17 protein-coding genes and 1 tRNA gene are annotated in these 17,759 nt (G+C 47.7%); 15 read left to right on the top strand and 3 right to left on the bottom strand.

Annotated elements, in window-relative coordinates:
* The first annotated feature begins 3 nt into the window (after positions 1–3).
* Together SD53_RS15650 and SD53_RS15645 are read left to right on the top strand one after the other, a co-directional pair.
* Complete coding sequence (locus SD53_RS15650) at positions 4–342, top strand: hypothetical protein (protein WP_046521121.1); 339 nt, start codon at positions 4–6, stop codon at positions 340–342.
* Complete coding sequence (locus SD53_RS15645) at positions 332–601, top strand: phage tail assembly chaperone (protein ID WP_046521120.1); 270 nt, start codon at positions 332–334, stop codon at positions 599–601. The genes SD53_RS15650 and SD53_RS15645 overlap by 11 nt, the downstream gene beginning before the upstream one ends.
* Here the strand turns inward: SD53_RS15645 and SD53_RS15640 are convergent.
* The 3 genes from SD53_RS15640 to SD53_RS15630 all read right to left on the bottom strand — a co-directional run bounded on the left by SD53_RS15640 (position 598) and on the right by SD53_RS15630 (position 2,834).
* Entirely contained in the window at positions 598–1,269 is a 672-nt protein-coding gene (locus SD53_RS15640; protein WP_241481829.1) for an SOS response-associated peptidase family protein, read from the bottom strand. The two genes, SD53_RS15645 and SD53_RS15640, sit on opposite strands and share 4 nt — an antisense overlap.
* 462 nt (positions 1,270–1,731) lie before the next feature.
* Positions 1,732–1,808, bottom strand: a tRNA-Pro gene (locus SD53_RS15635).
* Positions 1,809–1,898: 90 nt separating this feature from the next.
* Positions 1,899–2,834 carry a sodium-dependent bicarbonate transport family permease gene (locus SD53_RS15630; RefSeq protein ID WP_046521118.1) on the bottom strand — a complete coding sequence of 312 codons (936 nt, stop codon included), beginning with the start codon at positions 2,832–2,834 and terminating at the stop codon, positions 1,899–1,901.
* A 96-nt stretch (positions 2,835–2,930) separates the two neighbouring features.
* On the opposite strand from SD53_RS15630, the gene SD53_RS15625 reads away from it, so the two are divergent.
* The 13 genes from SD53_RS15625 (at position 2,931) to proQ (ending at position 17,749) form a co-directional block, all read left to right on the top strand.
* Positions 2,931–3,905 (top strand): LysR family transcriptional regulator, encoded by a 975-nt coding sequence (locus SD53_RS15625; RefSeq protein ID WP_046521117.1) that lies wholly within the window; start codon positions 2,931–2,933, stop codon positions 3,903–3,905.
* Positions 3,906–4,118: 213 nt separating this feature from the next.
* Positions 4,119–4,997, top strand: coding sequence for an EamA family transporter (locus SD53_RS15620; protein ID WP_046521116.1), 879 nt, complete (start codon positions 4,119–4,121; stop codon positions 4,995–4,997).
* Positions 4,998–5,151: 154 nt separating this feature from the next.
* Positions 5,152–6,432, top strand: coding sequence for an endonuclease (locus SD53_RS15615; protein WP_046521115.1), 1,281 nt, complete (start codon positions 5,152–5,154; stop codon positions 6,430–6,432).
* Positions 6,433–6,557: 125 nt separating this feature from the next.
* The gene (gene astE, locus SD53_RS15610; protein ID WP_046521114.1) at positions 6,558–7,610 is read left to right on the top strand and encodes a succinylglutamate desuccinylase; all 1,053 of its coding nucleotides are present in this window, start codon (positions 6,558–6,560) and stop codon (positions 7,608–7,610) included.
* 287 nt (positions 7,611–7,897) lie between these two features.
* Positions 7,898–9,082 (top strand): thiamine pyrophosphate-dependent dehydrogenase E1 component subunit alpha, encoded by a 1,185-nt coding sequence (locus tag SD53_RS15605; RefSeq protein WP_046521113.1) that lies wholly within the window; start codon positions 7,898–7,900, stop codon positions 9,080–9,082.
* Positions 9,082–10,059: an alpha-ketoacid dehydrogenase subunit beta gene (locus SD53_RS15600; RefSeq protein ID WP_046521112.1), complete on the top strand. Its 978-nt coding sequence runs from the start codon at positions 9,082–9,084 to the stop codon at positions 10,057–10,059. The genes SD53_RS15605 and SD53_RS15600 overlap by 1 nt, the downstream gene beginning before the upstream one ends.
* 10 nt (positions 10,060–10,069) lie before the next feature.
* Entirely contained in the window at positions 10,070–11,614 is a 1,545-nt protein-coding gene (locus SD53_RS15595) for a dihydrolipoyllysine-residue acetyltransferase (protein WP_046521111.1), read from the top strand.
* A 105-nt stretch (positions 11,615–11,719) separates the two neighbouring features.
* On the top strand, positions 11,720–13,546 hold the full coding sequence (locus tag SD53_RS15590) for a protein kinase domain-containing protein (protein WP_046521110.1): 1,827 nt from the start codon (positions 11,720–11,722) through the stop codon (positions 13,544–13,546).
* Between the two features lie 14 nt (positions 13,547–13,560).
* Entirely contained in the window at positions 13,561–15,384 is a 1,824-nt protein-coding gene (locus SD53_RS15585; protein ID WP_046521202.1) for a M1 family metallopeptidase, read from the top strand.
* A gap of 69 nt (positions 15,385–15,453) precedes the next feature.
* Entirely contained in the window at positions 15,454–16,134 is a 681-nt protein-coding gene (locus tag SD53_RS15580; RefSeq protein WP_046521109.1) for an SIMPL domain-containing protein, read from the top strand.
* Between the two features lie 107 nt (positions 16,135–16,241).
* Positions 16,242–16,715, top strand: a complete 474-nt coding sequence (locus SD53_RS15575; protein WP_046521108.1) for a GAF domain-containing protein — start codon at positions 16,242–16,244, stop codon at positions 16,713–16,715.
* The gene (locus tag SD53_RS15570) at positions 16,712–17,020 is read left to right on the top strand and encodes a hypothetical protein (protein WP_046521107.1); all 309 of its coding nucleotides are present in this window, start codon (positions 16,712–16,714) and stop codon (positions 17,018–17,020) included. Before SD53_RS15575 ends, SD53_RS15570 begins: the two co-directional genes overlap by 4 nt.
* A 6-nt stretch (positions 17,021–17,026) precedes the next feature.
* The gene (gene proQ / locus SD53_RS15565) at positions 17,027–17,749 is read left to right on the top strand and encodes an RNA chaperone ProQ (protein ID WP_046521106.1); all 723 of its coding nucleotides are present in this window, start codon (positions 17,027–17,029) and stop codon (positions 17,747–17,749) included.
* The last annotated feature ends 10 nt before the right edge of the window (positions 17,750–17,759 follow it).

Here is a 17,759-nt window from a genome sequence, read left to right as displayed (position 1 = left end):
ATCATGAAAATTATACTAAACCCAATTGCAGCTTTACCAAACGAACAAGCTGACACACCGCCAACAGTAGATGGCGACATTTTGAATTACAGAGGACAAACTTACGATTTAAGTCAACTGCCTGAAGGTGCTGAAGTTGAGGCAGAATCGCCATTTGTCGGTTCAATTAAACGTGAAAACAATCAGGTCGAGGTCAGCATAGAGTTCAAATACAACTCAATTTTGGCTGAACCAGCGCAATCACAGAATATTGAGGACTACACCTTTATTGTCGCCCAGGGCAATTGTCCAAACCCTATAGTTTTTAAGTCAGTTCCGGAGGTTTCAGAAGATGGGAATTAAGTGGCATGCGCTGAAAACTGCTGAACAAAAAGAGCAAGAGCGATTAGATAGCTTATGTGCTCAATGCCGGACTGAGCGTGACCGTAAAATGCTTGATGTTGTGAACTGGTACCAACGTTATGAGCGTGAAACCAGGCTCGGGTTGCCACACACATTATCGATAGAACAAATTGATCAGTACGCTACGGCTTTAGCGGATATTCCGGAGCAAGCTGGATTTCCTGAACAAGTTGTATGGCCTGAGCATCCAGCGCCTTAATCAGCAATTATTTGTTTAATATCGCTCAAAACATTAAAACTGCTCGGTTTATCAATAGCAATTGCTTTTAAGTTCACTGGTATGTTAGGTCGCATCAAACACTCAAACTGACTTACATTTTGATCGTCAGATAGCCATGAATTGAACACTGCAGGTTCTAAGATCAAGGGACTCGCCTTACTGTGGTAAGTTATAAGTTTAGGGTGGGGCGGAAGTGTGATCACAGAGCAAGAGTAGGTCAGTTCTCCTGTCTCTTTGTTTAACCAGGTCCGGTAGAGGCCCCCGAGGCCTAAAGCTTGCTGACCAACAAAATCTGTGTATTGGTTCTTGCCATCAACAACTTCAGTTTCACCAAAACCAGCCACTGGAATAATGCAGCGCTGAGTCCGATATGCCGCATAACCAGCGCTGCCTTTCACATTGAGCTTGTCGTACCTGGTGTTAAATGAAGTGTACTGGCTGGGTTTGAATCCGTGTTCAGCTTGTTCAAGTAGCAGCCACCAGATCGCATCCTGTAAACGCCGCTCTCCTTTTTGCTCAATTACGATACTGATTTTGTTTGTTGCCCGGATAAAACGACTGGTGCGGAGTGGCATTGCCTGGTCCTGCAGATTAATACCAAGCTGGCCACATAGGTCGATCACCTCTGGACAATCAATGACGTTCAATCTTCCACACACTTGTACACCTACCCAGCTTGTCAAAACCCTAACTTAATCCAATAATAACTGTATTTAAATACAGTGGTGTTAATTTATGCCTTGGTATATTTCAGTTCAAACCCGAAAGCTAGTACTGATCAAAGATAACAGGGAAGTTCAGTGTGTGGTATTTCAGCGATCAAGATCTAACCCACGCATGTGCTTTTTAGCCTGGTCGGCAACAAGTCACGATAGTTTAAGACCTTTGCCGTTTACCTACTACGAAAAGGATATACCTAAGCGGATAGCTGAAGCTGGTATGACGTATGAATGGAGCCCGGTGCAAAATCAGTATTGTTACTATAACGAGCAGGATCAGAGTTGATCTTGGATAACTGTATATTGGGGCGCAATTGGGGCGGATTTGGGGCGCAAAAAATTTGTGCAGTTTTAGAAATAAAAAAACCTGTTATAAAACAGGTTTTTAAATGGTCGGTACGAGAGGATTTGAACCTCCGACCCCTGACACCCCATGACAGTGCGCTACCAAGCTGCGCTACGTACCGACGTTGGGCCTTATACTACTGCTTTGCGTTATAAATGCAATGCTTCTGGGTTTGACTGCGTTTTTTTTGTTCGCTTTGCCTGTTTTCTGCTTAGTTTCCAAGCGTAAGCTCTACCCAATGTTGATAGACGGGAATAGCCAACAGGACGTTCACCGGGAAAGTGATACCTAAAGAGGCCAACATGGCCAGACCTATATTAGCATCCGGAATACTGGCCCTCACTGCCGCTGGGGCTGCGATATAAGACGCACTGGCGGCTAAGGTGGTCAGGACCAGTAATGAACCCTGCGGTAAATCCAGCATTAGTCCAAAAGCTAAACCTAACGCACCCAAAGCAAAAGGAGCTAAGGCGGCAAACAGCATTAAACGCCAGTGTTGCAAGGGCAGCGGGTTACAAACTTTCGCTGTACATAGCCCCATTTCTAACAAAAACAGTGCCAGCATGGTTTTAAAACCACCAATCAGAGCGGGAGCCAATGGTTCCAGCCCTTCAGGTCCATAGAGATAACCGATCAGAACACCACCACCCAGCAACAGTACGCCCCGGCTGGTTAATGCCTCCCGCCAGATATGTGCCTGGTTGCCCTGACCTTTAAGCGCACCGTACAACCCCAGCATAATGACGATGGCGGGCAGTTCCAGCATCACCAGATAGAGGGTGGTTTCCGGCAGCAGGGGCAGGCCTGATTTTTCTGCATAAGCCAACACGACCGCAAAAGTACCGGCACTGACTGAGCCATAATGAGCGGCGATACTGACGGAATCGGAGTTGGTTAGTTTCACCAGGTAACGCAGCGCAGGATAAGCCAGCAGCGGAATGATCAAACCTAAAGCGGCTACAGCCAAAAGATCCGGCACCATACCGCTGTGAGCCTGACCATGCAAAGCCAATCCACCTTTGAGGCCCAATACCAGCATCAGTAGGATAGACAAGGTTTCATAGATAGACTGAGGAACCTTCAGATCTGACTTCAATAAACCTGCCAGCAGGCCAAAGGCAAAAAACGCAATCACAATATCAGGCATCACTTCACTCCGTAGCTGTTATTGGCTGGCGATTGTGCCTGTCTTTGGGTATATTGGATAATTAATTGTTTGCCAATTTGATATTGATGATTATCTATGGATGTTCGGCATTTAAGTTTCAGATTATTACAGGTATACGTACAGGTGGTGCGGCTGGCTTCCGTCTCTGCGGCGGCGAGGCTGCTGCATTTAACCCAACCTACAGTGTCTTTGCAGTTAAAAAAATTAGCCGATGAGGTAGGGCAACCTTTGCTTGAATACCGTGAGGGGAAAGTGCATACCACCTATATAGGCGATGCATTGTTTCAGGCGGCGTCTGATGTGCTCAGTCGGTTTGATGACTTTTCTGTGTTGTTAGAAGAGGCCAAAGGCGGACGCAGTGGTACCTTGAGTTTAGGTATAGTGACCACTGCCAAGTATGTGATGCCAACCATTCTTGGAGCCTTTGACAAAGCGAATCCAAAAATTGCCGTGACCTTAAATGTCGGCAACAGAGCTCATATTCTGAACCGCTTCGGCCATCAGGATGATGATTTGTATCTGTTTAGTCAGCCACCGAGCGGTGAACTGGTGCAGGCTTGTCGCATTATCAGAAACCCGTTACAACTGATAGCGCCAGCCGGGCACTGGGCCTCCCGCTATTGTGCAGAGGGGGGCGAGCTTGATTTTGCTGCCTTAAAAAATGAGCGTTTTTTAATGCGCGAGCCAGGCTCTGCTACACGGATGCAGTTCGAATCCTGGCTGAGCAGTCAGGGCGTCGAACTGTCAAAGACGATGCAAATCGAAAGCAATGAAGCTATTCGTTTGAGCGTGGCCAGTGGGCTAGGCTTGGCGGTGTTGTCAACCTACACTTTAGATCAACAGTCTGAGCAATTTAGTGTGTTGAAAGTCAAAGGATTTCCTTTAACCAGCCACTGGTATCTGGTCGCGCGTAAAGATAAAAGGTTAAGTGCTCCGGCCCGGCGACTGATCCAGTTTATCGCTGAGCACTTGACAGATTGTATCGAGGCACAGTGGGTGGTTGACGACATACAGCAGCTTCCGCTGCAGTTTTTTCCCTCTGTGGATTAACAATCCGACTGAATCGCTGCCTGAGTTGGTTACAGTTTCTATGGTAACCTTCGACCAAAACTAACCGAATGAGCGACAGGCCGGGTTTGTAACACAGGGTCTGCAGTGGCGCTGATACCTTTGATTAAGCAAGCGGTGAAAATGCATTTTCTGATTGCGTGGTTTTACACGCCGCTGCATGATGCAATCTTCTGATTATTGATGGATGTCTGCATGTCTTTATGGATCCCTTTTACCTTGTTGGCTGCATCTATGCAGGCTATTCGTAATGCATTACAAAAAAAATTAAGTACAGATGTCCCGGTGATGGGGGTTACGCTGGCGCGATTTATCTATGCCGGACCTCTTGCTCTGTTGTATTTACTGGCGCTGTATCAGTGGCACGACTATGCAATACCAGAGTTCAGTTTCTGGTTTATCTGTTATGTGCTTGCCGCATCAGCCATGCAAATTCTGGCCACTGCATTGATGGTGCTGCTGTTCAGGCTTAAAAACTATGCGATAGGGGTAGGGCTTGCCAAAAGTGAGGCTATTCTGGCGGCGGTTGTCGGAGTGTTATTTTTTGGTACTTATATCAGCCCCTTAGGCTGGATTGGGGTTTTTATCGGAGCTGTCGCTGTATTTTTATTAACAGGAGCAACCAGTGTTCAGTCTTTGTCGGCTAAAACTCTGGCGTTAGGTTTGGGCAGTGGTTTGGCTTTTGCGTTGACATCTTTGTGGGTGCGTGAGGCTAGTCTTACTTTAGGCTTGCCATTTTTACCAGCGGCTGCCTGGGTATTGTTTTTTGTGATTACGACTCAAACTGTTGTTTTACTGGTTTATCTGGCGCTGAAGGATAAAACAACCTTAGTGGCTTTATGGCAAAGGCCACAGTTGACCTTCGCCACCAGTTTGACCAGTTGCCTCGGATCTTTAGGTTGGTTTACTGCAATGAGCTTGCAGGCTGTGGCCTATGTCAAAACGCTGGGGCAGGTGGAAGTGTTATTTACCTTACTGATCTCCGTGCTGGTACTCAAAGAGAAACTCAAACGTCAGGATTTATTGGGGCTGACTTTAATTGCTGTTGCAGCGGTACTGGTGATGTGGGCATAGCGTGAGTCCAATAAAAGTAAATAAAATGTTTATTGTTTAAGCGGTTTGTCATAAATCTGAGCTAGTCTTGTTTTTCTCTGGTGGAGAACCAGGGGTTCAATGGGGGCGCAGGACGCAAATCCTTATACCATAACAAGAACTTACAGGATTTATAATGAAACACATCACAACTATATCGCTCTTCGCGGCCGCATTATGCAGTAGTTCAGTTTTTGCTGATTTGCTGATCACCGAAGTGCTGTACGATGCACCAAACAATGACAACACCGAAGAGTTCGTTGAACTGTACAACAACGGCTGTACTGCTGTTAATCTGCAAGGCTATAGCCTGCAGGACAACGGCGGCAGTTTTAATTTGTCTGGTACTGTAGCGCCACGCAGTTATTTTCTGGTGGCAAAAAACAGCGCAGCTCTGCAAAGTTTGTATGGCAAAACCGCACAACTTGCTGGTTTAACTCTGGCGTTTGGCAACAGTGGCGATTACGTTAAACTGAAAAACGGCAGCACAGAAGTCGATGCTGTCGGTTGGGAAAATGGCTTGTCGGGTTGGTCCATCAATGCTGTCGATAAATCCATTAGCCGCAACAAAACCACCGACAGCAATCTGGTGTCTGACTGGGTGGTGTCTGGCAATTCTGGCAATCCGGGTACTGGTGTCTTTACTGCAAGCTGCAGCGGTGGTGGCGATACTGGCGGTGGTACTACCCCAGTTGTGAATCTGCCCACTTATTACGCTGCTGCAGTAGGGAAATCCGGTAGCGAGCTTAAATCCGCACTGAACAGTATTTTACGCGGCCATGTGCGTTTAACTTACAGTCAGGTGTGGGATGCCCTGTCATACACTGATGAAGACCCAGCGAATAGCAACAACGTGATTTTGCTGTATGCAGGCCGCTCCGAAGCCAAGACCTTTCGTGCAGGCCAAACCAATTCGCTGGATGCCTGGAACCGTGAGCACGTCTGGGCGAAAAGCCATGGCTTTCCCAGTGAAAGCCAATATGCTTATACAGATATTCATCATCTGCGGCCGGCTGATGTGTCGATTAACTCCAGCCGGGGCAATAAAGACTTTGATTTAGGTGGCACGCCGCTGGCTGAAGCGCCTGAAAATAAAACCGACAGCGACAGCTTTGAGCCTCGTAATGCGGTCAAAGGTGACGTGGCCCGGATGATGTTTTATATGGATGTACGCTACGAAGGTGGCGATGAAACCGGCACGCCGAACCTGATTTTACGCAATGTTGCGCCGACCGGCAGCACAGCGCCTGAAATGGGTAAACTTTGTGTGCTGCTGCAATGGCATATCCAGGACCCGGTGGATAGTTTTGAAAGTCGTCGCAATAATCGCATTTATGAATGGCAACAAAACCGCAATCCCTTTATTGATAACCCACAGTGGGCCCAGTCGATTTATGGCGCCAGTTGTGGTCTGTAACGGGTTGTAACGGGTAGAGCAGCACCAAGCTGCATTTGCGAGCAAAAGCAGCTTGGTGTGTGTCCGAGGGCGAGCTAGAATGGGCCAACTTAAAAAAGCGTTAAAGCGCTAGCTATGGAGCATCTATGAAGCCTGAAGAGTTGTTGCAGCAATTGCAGCAGACCCCTGATTTTTTAAAACTCAGCTTAGCCAACCCCGATTTTTTACCTTTCGCCAGCTACTCACTTCCAAACGGCACAGAGATCGAAATCTGGGATACAGGAGTGATTTATTGCCAACCTCAGCAGTGTGGCGAGCAGGATATAGTGCTGAGCAGCGGGGTCCATGGTAACGAAACAGCTCCAGTTGAGTTGTGTTCAGAGCTGTTAAACGACGTATTGACCGGCACCTTGCTGCTGACTGAGCGGGTGCTGTTTTTATTTGGTAATCCGCCAGCCATCAATGCTGGTGTGCGGGAAATTCAGGATAACTTAAACCGCCTGTTTTCCGGCTATCACAGCAAAGAACCTGGTGTAACCAGCGCAGAGCGGGAACGGGCAAAAAAGTTAGAAGCTTATGTGCTGCAGTTTTTTCAGGCGGCGCCGGAAGGTTTACGTGAGCGTAAACTATATGACTTGCATACAGCCATTCGGGGTTCACGTTTTGAGAAGTTTGTGGTCTATCCGTTTTTACATGGCGCAGACTGGAGTAAACAGCAGTTTGAGTTTTTAAAAGCCTGTGGTGCCAATACAGTGCTGTTAATGCAAACCCCGGCCAGTACCTTTAGTTATTTTGCGGCTCAAAGCTGTAAGGCGCATGGATTTACTATTGAACTGGGTAAAGCGCGGCCTTTTGGCCAAAACGATATGAGCCGTTTTGCTGAAGCTGCATCTGCACTCAGAGCCTTAATTTCTGGCGGCGAGCTTCAGACAACCGAATTTAACGAAGCAGATTTTAACCTTTATGAAGTACGCCGCTCTATCAACAAAAACACCGAAAGTTTTAAACTGCATTTTGCTGATAACATTGAAAACTTTACCACCTTTGAGGTCGGCACTGTGCTGGCCAGCGATGAAGGCGTGGAGTACAAAGTTGAAGTGGAAGGTGAAGCTATTATTTTCCCTAATCCTAAAGTAGCCATAGGGCAACGCGCTATGCTGATGGTAAAACCTGTTTCTGTGGCCGGCAAAGTGAGTTAAGCCACTGCTTTTTTCGTTTCCACAGTACAAAAACTCTGACAGCTGGTCTCTGTTCACAAGATAGACCAGCTGTTTTTATTTATGCATCAGGTTGCAATGCAGTTTACGTAAAGGTAAAGTTGCGGCCGAAAATAATAAGAAAACAGCTAAACTTATAAAGCACGTAAAACAAAAATAATGGTCAGGGCAAACGGGGAAACGCAAGTTACGAATAAAGAGTGGTCAGCAAGCCACCAAGCGTTCATATCGTTGCCACAGTCTGACGGATACAACCAAAAGAGACACCTATGACTAACCCCAATAACGCAACTATCTCTACAGTGCACACAGCTGAGTTTACCAGCGGTCACGCGTTACAAATTCCTACGCTGCGTATCCTGCAGGATGACGGCTCTTTGTACCCAGGTGCCGAAGCGCCTCAACTTGATAAAACCACAGCCCTGAAGATGTACGACAGCATGCAGTTTATCCGCATCCTGGACGAACGTATGCTGGCCGCTCAGCGTCAGGGCCGGATCAGTTTTTATATGCAGTGTTTAGGCGAAGAAGCGGCCACTGTCGGCAGTGCTGCTGCACTGGACGATAAAGACATGATTATGGCGCAGTACCGTGAACAAGGCGCTTTGCGTTATCGTGGTTTTAGTCTGGAACAGTTTATGAATCAGCTGTTCTCCAACGAAAAAGACTTAGGTAAAGGTCGCCAGATGCCGGTGCATTACGGCAGCAAAGACATTTACTACATGACGATTTCATCACCGCTGGGTACACAAATTCCTCAGGCCAGTGGTTATGCGTATGCGCAAAAGTTACGCGGACTGAAAAACACTACCATTTGTTATTTTGGTGAAGGTGCAGCGTCCGAAGGTGACTTCCACGCCGGTTTAAATATGGCCGCTGTGCATAAAGCGCCGGTGATCTTCTTCTGCCGCAATAACGGTTATGCCATTTCAACACCAGCCAATGAGCAGTTTAAAGGCGACGGTATTGCCTGTCGTGGTGTCGGCTATGGTATCAAAGCCATTCGTGTTGATGGGGCTGATATTCTGGCGGTATACAAAGCCACCCAAATGGCGCGTGAGTATGCGCTGGAACATGAAGAGCCAATTCTGATTGAATCTATTGCCTATCGTTTAGGTGCGCACTCCTCATCAGACGACCCAACAGGCTATCGCTCGAAAGAAGAAGAAGAGTTATGGCGTAAAAACGATCCGATTTCCCGTTTCCGTTTATGGCTGGTCAAACAAGGCTGGCTGGACGAAGAAGCGGATAAAGTCAAATTGGACGCGCTGCGTCAGGAAATTCTGGATGCGTTAAAAGTGGCGGAAAAAGTCGCCAAGCCTGGTATCGAACATCTGATGAGTGATGTATACGAAACACCGATTCCACTGTTGAACGAACAATTAGAAGAACTCAAAGCACATATTAGAAAATACCCGGATGCCTATCCGGTGACGGCGGGGAGATTTGAATAATGGCTAAGATGAATATGTTACAGGCGATCAACAACGCCTTAGATTTAGCCATGGCCAAAGATGACGGTGTGGTGTGTTTTGGTGAAGACGTTGGCCACTTTGGTGGTGTATTCCGCGCCACCAGCAAGCTGCAGGAAAAATACGGTAAATCTCGTTGTTTCAACACCCCTTTAACGGAGCAAGGCATCGCTGGTTTTGCCAACGGTATGGCGGCTCAGGGCATGAAACCTGTGGCTGAAATTCAGTTTGCCGATTATATCTTCCCAGCCTTTGACCAGATTGTGAATGAAACGGCCAAGTTCCGTTACCGTTCAGGCAATGAGTTTAACGTCGGTGGTTTAGTGTTCCGCACGCCTTATGGTGGCGGTATTGCCGGTGGTCATTACCACAGCCAGTCACCTGAAGCTTATTTTGCTCATACCCCAGGTTTAAAAATTGTGGTGCCACGCGACCCGGCTCAGGCTAAAGGGTTGTTATTGGCGTCCATTAATTGCCCGGATCCGGTGATTTTCTTTGAACCGAAGAAGTTATACCGCGCCTCAGTCGGTGAAGTGTCAGAAGACTATTACGAAATTCCACTGGGCAAAGCCGAAGTGTTGCAGCAGGGCAAAGACGTGACTGTGTTAGCCTGGGGCGCGCAGATGGAAATTATCCAGAAGGCGGCTGAGATGGCCGCTGCAGATGGCATTTCCTGTGAGGTGATTGACCTTCGCAGCATTCAGCCTTGGGATGTCGACACTGTGGCAGAGTCGGTGATGAAAACCGGCCGTTTGGTGATTAACCATGAAGCACCATTAACAGGTGGTTTTGCCGCTGAAATTGCATCCACTATTCAGAAAAAATGCTTCCTGCATCTGGAAAGCCCAATTGAACGGGTTTGTGGTTTAGATATTCCGTACCCACTGGCACTGGAAAAAGAATATGTGCCCGATCATCTGAAAACTTACGAAGCGATAAAACGCTCGGTGAACTTCTAAGGAAAGCCAGATGAAAAAAGATTTTATTCTGCCGGATATTGGCGAAGGCATAGTCGAGTGTGAAATTGTCGAATGGCTGGTGAAAGAAGGTGATCGGATCACTGAAGACCAGCCGGTTTGTGATGTGATGACCGACAAAGCTTTAGTGCAAATTCCCGCTGTCTACGATGGTGTGGTGACTAAGCTGTATTACGCCAAAGGCGATATCGCCAAAGTGCATGCGCCTTTGTTTGAAATGGACACAGAGGGCGCTGCGCCTGTTGTTGCAACTCCATCTGCTCCGGCTCAAACTCAAGCCGCTGTAACCTCTGGCAAGCAACTGGAAGACTTTATCCTGCCTGATATAGGCGAAGGTATTGTTGAATGTGAAATTGTCGAATGGCTGATCAAAGAAGGTGATGTATTGGCCGAAGACCAGCCGGTTTGTGATGTAATGACCGACAAAGCTTTAGTGCAAATACCGGCTAAATACGCAGGTAAAGTGGTGAAGCTGCATTACGCCAAAGGTGAAATTGCTAAAGTGCATAGCCCACTGTTTCAGCAGGAAATTGCGGGGAGTACAGCGACTGCTCCGACTGCAGTTGCAACACAGGTTGCAGCTCCGGTTTGTGCTCAGAGAGCCGCGACTTCAGCTTCTGCTGGCAATGGCAAAGCCTTAGCCAGCCCGGCCGTGCGTCGTTTGGCGCGTGAGCTGAATGTCGATTTGTCCTTAGTGCCGGGTTCTGGCGACAAAGGCCGGGTCTATAAAGAGGATGTCAAAGCGTATGCCCATGGTGATGCTAAAGCTGTAACAGCCCCAGCCAAAGCACCAGTCAATGCAGTTGTTGCTCCTGTAGTGAGTAGCTCAGGCGGTAGCCGGGTGGAGCCGATTAAAGGCATTAAAGCGGCGATGGCGCGTCAAATGCAAGATTCAGTCTCGACTATTCCGCATTTTACTTACTGTGAAGAAATTGATTTAACAGAGCTGATTGCACTTCGCGGCCAGTTGAAAGATCAATACGCCAAACAGGGTATTAAACTCACCTTGATGCCGTTTTTTATGAAAGCCATGTCACTGGCCATTAAGCAGTTCCCTATTATGAATAGTCAGGTCAACAGCGACTGCACCGAGCTGACCTATTTTGATGACCACAATATTGGTATAGCGGTCGACTCGAAAGTAGGTTTGCTGGTGCCAAATATCAAAGGTTGTCAGAACAAGTCCATTGTGCAAATTGCTCAGGAGCTGACCAGACTGACTGACGCCGCCCGTGAAGGTCGTGTCAGCCCGGCTGAACTCAAAGGTGGCACTATCACTATTTCTAACATTGGCGCTATTGGTGGCACTGTGGCCACTCCTATTATCAATAAGCCGGAAGTGGCGATCGTCGCTTTGGGCAAAACCCAATTGTTGCCACGTTTTAACGCCAAAGGTGAAGTGGAAGCCCGCTCTTTGATGCAAATCAGTTGGTCAGGTGATCACCGTGTGATAGACGGTGGCACTATTGCCCGTTTCACTAACTTGTGGAAAAGCTATCTGGAACAGCCATCTTCTATGCTGCTGTCTATGGTCTAACCCATTGATAAATAGCTGGTCATTGGCTTAGTTCTTTGCTACAAAACCCGGATGATCGAAACTCATCCGGGTTTTTCGTTTTAAGGCCATTACGACGGGTAGTGCATGGATAAACATCAGCTTCGTAACTTCTATATCCCCGAAGAGCAGTCGGTGTACCTGCTTAACGCCAATGATGCGAAAAAGCTCAAAGACTGGGTCGCGCTTTGTATCTCTGAGCTGGAGAAACTGGGCTATCGCCAGATTGAGCTGGTGGGAAAAGGCGCTTATGGTTTTGTTTTTGCTGGCCTGGATCAAAAGCAGCAGGACGTGGTGTTTAAATTCTCCCGCATTAATTTACCGCCGCATATTCAGGAACGATTAGCCGACGAAGGCTATATGTTGTCACAGGCCGCGCATCCGAATGTACCGCCGTTTTTTACGTATCAGTTGGTGAAAAAACAGGGCATTTTAATGATGGGCCGCGCCAAAGGCGTCGATCTGGAACAGTACAGCCTGACACATGGCCGATTGTCGGTACGCTTACTGCTGGATATTGCTACTCAGTTAGCCAGTTTACTGCTGGCACTTCGGCAGCATAAAAAAGATGGCGAAAGCGCGCCTATAGTGCATGGTGATATTAAACCGTCGAATATTGTCTATGACGAAAACACCAATCAAATCAGTCTGGTGGATTGGGGATCATCGGTGTTTGCTCAACTCGACAGCGAAGGCCATTACATAGGTAGCAATGTGATGCAGCTGATGTCGTCGGATTTACAGACCTCCAATGCCCGTTTAGGGGATGTGTATTTTATTGGCCCTGAGCAGCGCTCCGGTGCTTTATCCAGCCCACGTTTTGATGAGCAGGGGGTGGCCAGTACCTTGTATGCCTTAGCGTCCGGCCAGTCCTGTCGTTTTGGTCGCAAGGCGATACCAGCACGCAGTCTGGGCTTGCCGATGGAATTTGCTACTATGCTCGACAGTATGCTGTCTGACGATTTACTGCTACGTCAGCAAGCTGGTGATTATTTCTTAAAAGCCATGCCACGATTACAGCATCTGGTGACACCTGATTTACCGCTGCTCAGCACTGATGCTGTCTTACCTGTCTGGCTTAGTGATAAAACTCAGGAGTTGGACACCGTAGTGTATTCATCGCGTAAATCCTTTTTGCGTGAACACAGTGATGAAGAAGGTATTCAGTACATCGACGACGTGCAGCTCGAGCGTTATTACAAAAACTACCTGGAAGGCATGGGCGAAACGGAAAAAGCTTTTGTGGCTGCGGTGAGTCGTTTAGGCCGTTACCCTGTGGTGGGGGGGATAGCGATCCACTGGCAAAGCACTGGGGTTTATATCGACTCCAGTCTGAATTTGTTTGACGCAAGCTTACAAAAAGCTTTTGCTGTGGCTGTCAATAATGTGGTGCAACTGGCTCGCTCTATCGCCAAAGTCGGTATTTTTAAAGCCTGTTTATTTGATGCCCGTCAGACCATCCACATAGCGCGGGACAGTATAGCTGAGCCTTTTGTGGTGCCGCCGGGTACTGTGCTTAAATACGAATTAGGCCAGAGCCAACTGGACGATCGCAGTGCGCAGCACAGTTACTTTGAAGATGGCAAAGATCCGGACGAGCAACTGGTTTTACCGGACGGCATTATGGACGATTTGGCCGCGTTGAATTTAATTCGTCACACCGGCTGTATTATTTTTGAAGTCACACCTTTGTATATGAAAATACATAACTATTACCGTTTACTTGACCCTGCTGCTGAAGCGCAGTTTGCTGCGTTGCTGCAAAGTATTCTGGCCAAAGTGCCATTAATCAGCGGGGAAGGGGTCGGTGGTTTTATGAAATTGCCACACAAAGACACCCGGCATTTTAGCCATCAGAGCCAGCAGGAACTTTGTTATTATCCTGCCAATCCTATGAATTTTATGAAGTCCTGATTTCGGAGAAAAAAATGCGTGTTGTTTTGCTGGTGCTGCTTATCCTTGCTGCCAAAGTGCAGGCGGCCGATCCCCATAGTTTCAGCAACTTTGCTCTGGTCAGTCACCCGACACTGGCGCTGGATTTAACCGCTGATTTTGATAAGCAGCAACTCCATGGTTTTGTTGAGTTAGAGCTGGACTGGCATCATCCGGATGTGCGTGAGCTGATTCTGGATAGCCGCGATCTGAGTATTAAAAAAGTCATGGGTCAGTCTGCTGCTGGCAAATGGCTGCAGCTTAGTTACAGTTTCGGCGAAAAGTCGCCCACTCATGGTCAGGCGCTACGCATTGAATTTCCATCTCAGTTGCCTAAAGTGCGGGTGTATTACCACACCAGCCCACAAGCGTCCGGCTTGCAGTGGCTGACCAAAGAACAGACCAGCGAAAAACAACACCCCTTTATGTATAGCCAATCACAGTCTATTCATGCCCGCAGTTGGATCCCGCTGCAAGACACACCTGCGGTGCGGTTGAATTTTCAGGCCCGTATTCAGACTCCCAAACAGTTACTGGCTGTGATGGGCGCGGATAACAGTGCCAATGTGGATAAAGACGGTGATTATTTCTTCCGGATGCCACAGGCTATTCCATCCTATCTGATAGCGCTGGCAATAGGGGATTTGGAATTTAAGGCTATGTCAGAGCGTACTGGTGTATACGCCGAAAAAGTCTGGCTGGATAAAGCTGTGGCTGAGTTCTCTGATACAGAGCAGATGATGCAAGTGGCAAGTGCTATGTATGGCGATTACCCATGGGGCCGCTATGATCTACTGATTTTACCGGCCAGTTTCCCTTTTGGTGGTATGGAAAACCCAAGGTTATCTTTTATTACACCTACTGTGATAGCCGGAGACAAAAGTCTGGTCAGCTTAATAGCGCACGAGCTGGCGCATTCCTGGTCTGGCAATTTAGTCACCAACGGTAGCTGGCACGAGTTGTGGTTGAACGAAGGGTTCACCAACTATGTGGAAAACCGCATTATGGAGCAGGTATTCGGGCCTGAGCGCGCATTGCTGGAGCGCCAGTTGTCAGTACAAGACTTAGAAAACGATTTGGACCAGCTCGATGCAAAAGATACGTTACTGGTGACCGATTACACAGGACGGGATCCGGATGAGGCCTTTACTCAGGTACCTTATGTCAAAGGCATGTTATTCCTGCAGTTTTTAGAGCAACGAGTGGGGCGTGCTGTGTTTGACCCATTCTTAAAAAACTATTTCCAGACCTTTGCGTTTCAAAGTATGGATACCGAAAAATTCTTGCGTTACCTGCGTAAAACCTTGCTGACTGACCCGGATATTGTCTCCATGGGGGAAATATTGGAATGGCTGTATCAGCCGGGGCTGGCCAGTACTTTTGTTGCGCCACAGTCAGACGCCTTTAAACAGGTCGATCAACAGCGTGTTTTGTGGCAACAAAGCGGCACTTTGACGGATTTACAGACAAATAGCTGGAGTATTCACCATTGGTTACATTTTATCGGCCAATTGGCTGCTACTGTCGACACTGCCCAGCTACAACAGTTGGACCAGGGCTTTGGTTTAAGCCAGAGTCAAAATGCGGAAGTGGCAACAGCCTGGTTTAAAGTGGCGCTGGCAAAAAACTACAGTCAAGCGCTGCCTGCATTGGAGCAGTTTTTAATCAGAGTAGGACGGCGTAAGTTTGTGGTGCCTTTGTATCAACAACTCAGTCAAAACCCACAACATTTAGAGTGGGCGAAAGCCGTGTATCAGCGAGCACGGGCTGGTTATCACCCTTTGACTCAGTCGGCTGTTGATAAACTACTGAAGCTTTAATTTTTAAGTCAAGGTTCAGCCAGACAAAGTAGTCTGTGCCTGAACCCTAGTGTTTAACAGGATTAAAAAATGAACGCAAAATTAGTTACCTTGTTGGTCTGTAGCCTGAGTTTTGTCGCTTTAGCCGATACGCCAGCGCTGAAAACCGTTACCGTCTCTGGTAGCGCTGTAATGCAGGCTAAACCGGATGCAGTACGGCTGACTATGCAAATTCAGCAGACCTCTGAAAAGGTCAGTGATGCGAAACAAAAAGTCGATGAGCAGGTGGCGGCTTTCAGTCAAGCCTTAAGGAAGCTCGGAGTGAAAGACGACCAACTGAACAATGCGCCTTTGCGTATTCAACCAGACTATCAGCATGATCCGGAACGTAAATTACCACAGCGTTATCTGGTCAGTCGCGATATCACTGTGTCATTAAATGATTTATCTCTGTACGGCACTGTATTGCAACAAGCCGCCGATTTGGGTGTGACTCAGATGAATCAGGCTGAATTTTTAGTCAGCCAGTCCGACCAGTTGTACCAAAAGGCGCTGCAACAGGCCTTTGCTCATGCCAAAACCAAGGCGGAATTGCTGGCAAAAGCCAACGGTTTAACCCTGGGCTCAGCACAAAAAATCAATGAACAAGGCTATGCGCCAGCTCCGGTGATGAAGATGGCCAGAGCCATGGCAGATGGCGCTGAAGTCAGCTTTGGTCAGACCGATATCAGAGCCGAAGTGTCAGTTGAGTTTGAAATGAACAGTCATTGATTGTTTATTAGACAAAAGTGGTTAAATCTTTTTCTGGCAGAGGTTTAAATTTCGTAACAAAACAAGTAATGTAGGGACCTTCGTAGTTATGGTAGAACCTATATTTCATGCGTGAGCAAAAATCAGAATTTTATCAGCTGCTGCAACAGCAAGCTCAGTCTCTGATCGAAGACGAAACAGACCTGATTGCCAACATGGCAAACCTGAGTGCGTTGCTCTTTCACGAAATGCCTGATCTGAACTGGTCAGGCTTTTATATTTTAAGAGATGACGTTTTAGTATTGGGACCGTTCCAGGGCAAAGTGGCTTGTGTGCGTATTCCGGTCGGCAAGGGCGTCTGTGGTACCGCAGTGGCTACTGGCGAAATTCAGTTGGTCAAAGACGTCCATGAGTTCCCAGGCCATATCGCCTGCGATGCCGCCAGTAACTCAGAAATCGTATTGCCTGTGCGTCATAACGGCAAAATTATTGCGGTGCTGGATATTGATAGCCCAAGTTTGGCCCGTTTTGATCTGGATGATCAACAAGGCCTGGCGGAATTAGTTCAGCTATTCGAGCGGCATCTGGCACGGACGTTATGAAAGACTTAGTCAATATTCAGGACTATTTATTCCAGGTGGCCGATGTGGGTGACTGGGAAGGTGAAGAAGAGATAGTCGCCGATCGCATCAATGCCATTTATCACGCAGTCTGGCAGCGTCTGCCCGAGGATATCTCAGTCGATGAGATAGATCATCTGCTTATTGCCATCTGGAACGAGCTACGAGGTAGTTTAGTGCTGTTGGAAGCCGATGAAGATGAACTGGTCGACTGGGCTATCTGTTACGTTAATAATCAATTAGAAGAAGGCATTACCTTAGACGATGCCGCGGATGAAGAAGAGTAATTTTGCATGACAACCCCAACTGAACAAATTCAAGCTCAACCTGCAGGCAAAGATGTGAAACAAATCCTCGCCGAACTTAGCGAGAAGTTTCCTTTATGTTTTAGCCAAAGTGGAGAAGCTAAACCTCTGAAAATTGGAATTTTTCAGGACTTAGCCCAGCGCTTGTCTGACGAGGATGGCATCAGCAAAACCCAAATTCGTCACGCATTGCGTCTGTACACTTCGAGCTGGCGCTATCTGGCCGGTGTCAAAGTGGGAGTGGCCCGCGTTGATTTAGATGGTCAGGCTGGCGAGCTGATTGATGAGCAGCAAGCTGCCCACGCTGCACAAACCTTGGAGCAAAGCAAAGCCAAGGCTGCAGAGCTGCGCAAAGCCAAAGCTGCGGCAGAACGAGCCAAACATAAAGAGCAGCCAAAAGAGCAGTCCAAAACTGCACCTTCTGACAAACCTGCTTACAAAAAATCGCAGCCCAACAAGTCTGCAGTCGCTGCAAAAGCAGCCAGACTGAACTCTAAGCCTCAGATCACAGAAAAAGTGGTCCAAGAGCAAGCGGTTGAACTTATTGCATTAAATACAGCCACATTAAAAGTAGGCAGTGCAGTGCAGTTAAAAGTAGGCTTAAAACCTGTGCCTGCCACTGTACTTGAAGTAGTTAAAAATGATGTTGTGGTGCAGCTTGCCTCAGGTATGGTGATTAAAACCCAAGGGGATAAGCTGTTCCAGGCTTAACAGAGACGAG

The sequence above is a fragment of the Rheinheimera mesophila genome (assembly GCF_000986865.1).
Lineage (GTDB): Bacteria > Pseudomonadota > Gammaproteobacteria > Enterobacterales > Alteromonadaceae > Pararheinheimera > Pararheinheimera mesophila.
The sequence above is the reverse complement of the archived record's forward strand: the minus strand, read 5'-3'. Positions and strand labels throughout refer to the sequence as shown.

Excerpts from the sequence above, each read along its gene's own strand:
- SD53_RS15645 (WP_046521120.1), top strand. The coding sequence starts at position 332 with ATGGGAATTAAGTGGCATGCGCTGAAAACTGCTGAACAAAAAGAGCAA.
- SD53_RS15585 (WP_046521202.1), top strand. The coding sequence starts at position 13,561 with ATGCGTGTTGTTTTGCTGGTGCTGCTTATCCTTGCTGCCAAAGTGCAG.
- SD53_RS15630 (WP_046521118.1), bottom strand. The coding sequence starts at position 2,834 with ATGCCTGATATTGTGATTGCGTTTTTTGCCTTTGGCCTGCTGGCAGGT.
- SD53_RS15615 (WP_046521115.1), top strand. The coding sequence starts at position 5,152 with ATGAAACACATCACAACTATATCGCTCTTCGCGGCCGCATTATGCAGT.
- SD53_RS15620 (WP_046521116.1), top strand. The coding sequence starts at position 4,119 with ATGTCTTTATGGATCCCTTTTACCTTGTTGGCTGCATCTATGCAGGCT.
- SD53_RS15650 (WP_046521121.1), top strand. The coding sequence starts at position 4 with ATGAAAATTATACTAAACCCAATTGCAGCTTTACCAAACGAACAAGCT.
- SD53_RS15570 (WP_046521107.1), top strand. The coding sequence starts at position 16,712 with ATGAAAGACTTAGTCAATATTCAGGACTATTTATTCCAGGTGGCCGAT.
- SD53_RS15625 (WP_046521117.1), top strand. The coding sequence starts at position 2,931 with ATGGATGTTCGGCATTTAAGTTTCAGATTATTACAGGTATACGTACAG.
- SD53_RS15580 (WP_046521109.1), top strand. The coding sequence starts at position 15,454 with ATGAACGCAAAATTAGTTACCTTGTTGGTCTGTAGCCTGAGTTTTGTC.
- proQ (WP_046521106.1), top strand. The coding sequence starts at position 17,027 with ATGACAACCCCAACTGAACAAATTCAAGCTCAACCTGCAGGCAAAGAT.
- astE (WP_046521114.1), top strand. The coding sequence starts at position 6,558 with ATGAAGCCTGAAGAGTTGTTGCAGCAATTGCAGCAGACCCCTGATTTT.
- SD53_RS15600 (WP_046521112.1), top strand. The coding sequence starts at position 9,082 with ATGGCTAAGATGAATATGTTACAGGCGATCAACAACGCCTTAGATTTA.
- SD53_RS15605 (WP_046521113.1), top strand. The coding sequence starts at position 7,898 with ATGACTAACCCCAATAACGCAACTATCTCTACAGTGCACACAGCTGAG.
- SD53_RS15590 (WP_046521110.1), top strand. The coding sequence starts at position 11,720 with ATGGATAAACATCAGCTTCGTAACTTCTATATCCCCGAAGAGCAGTCG.
- SD53_RS15575 (WP_046521108.1), top strand. The coding sequence starts at position 16,242 with ATGCGTGAGCAAAAATCAGAATTTTATCAGCTGCTGCAACAGCAAGCT.
- SD53_RS15595 (WP_046521111.1), top strand. The coding sequence starts at position 10,070 with ATGAAAAAAGATTTTATTCTGCCGGATATTGGCGAAGGCATAGTCGAG.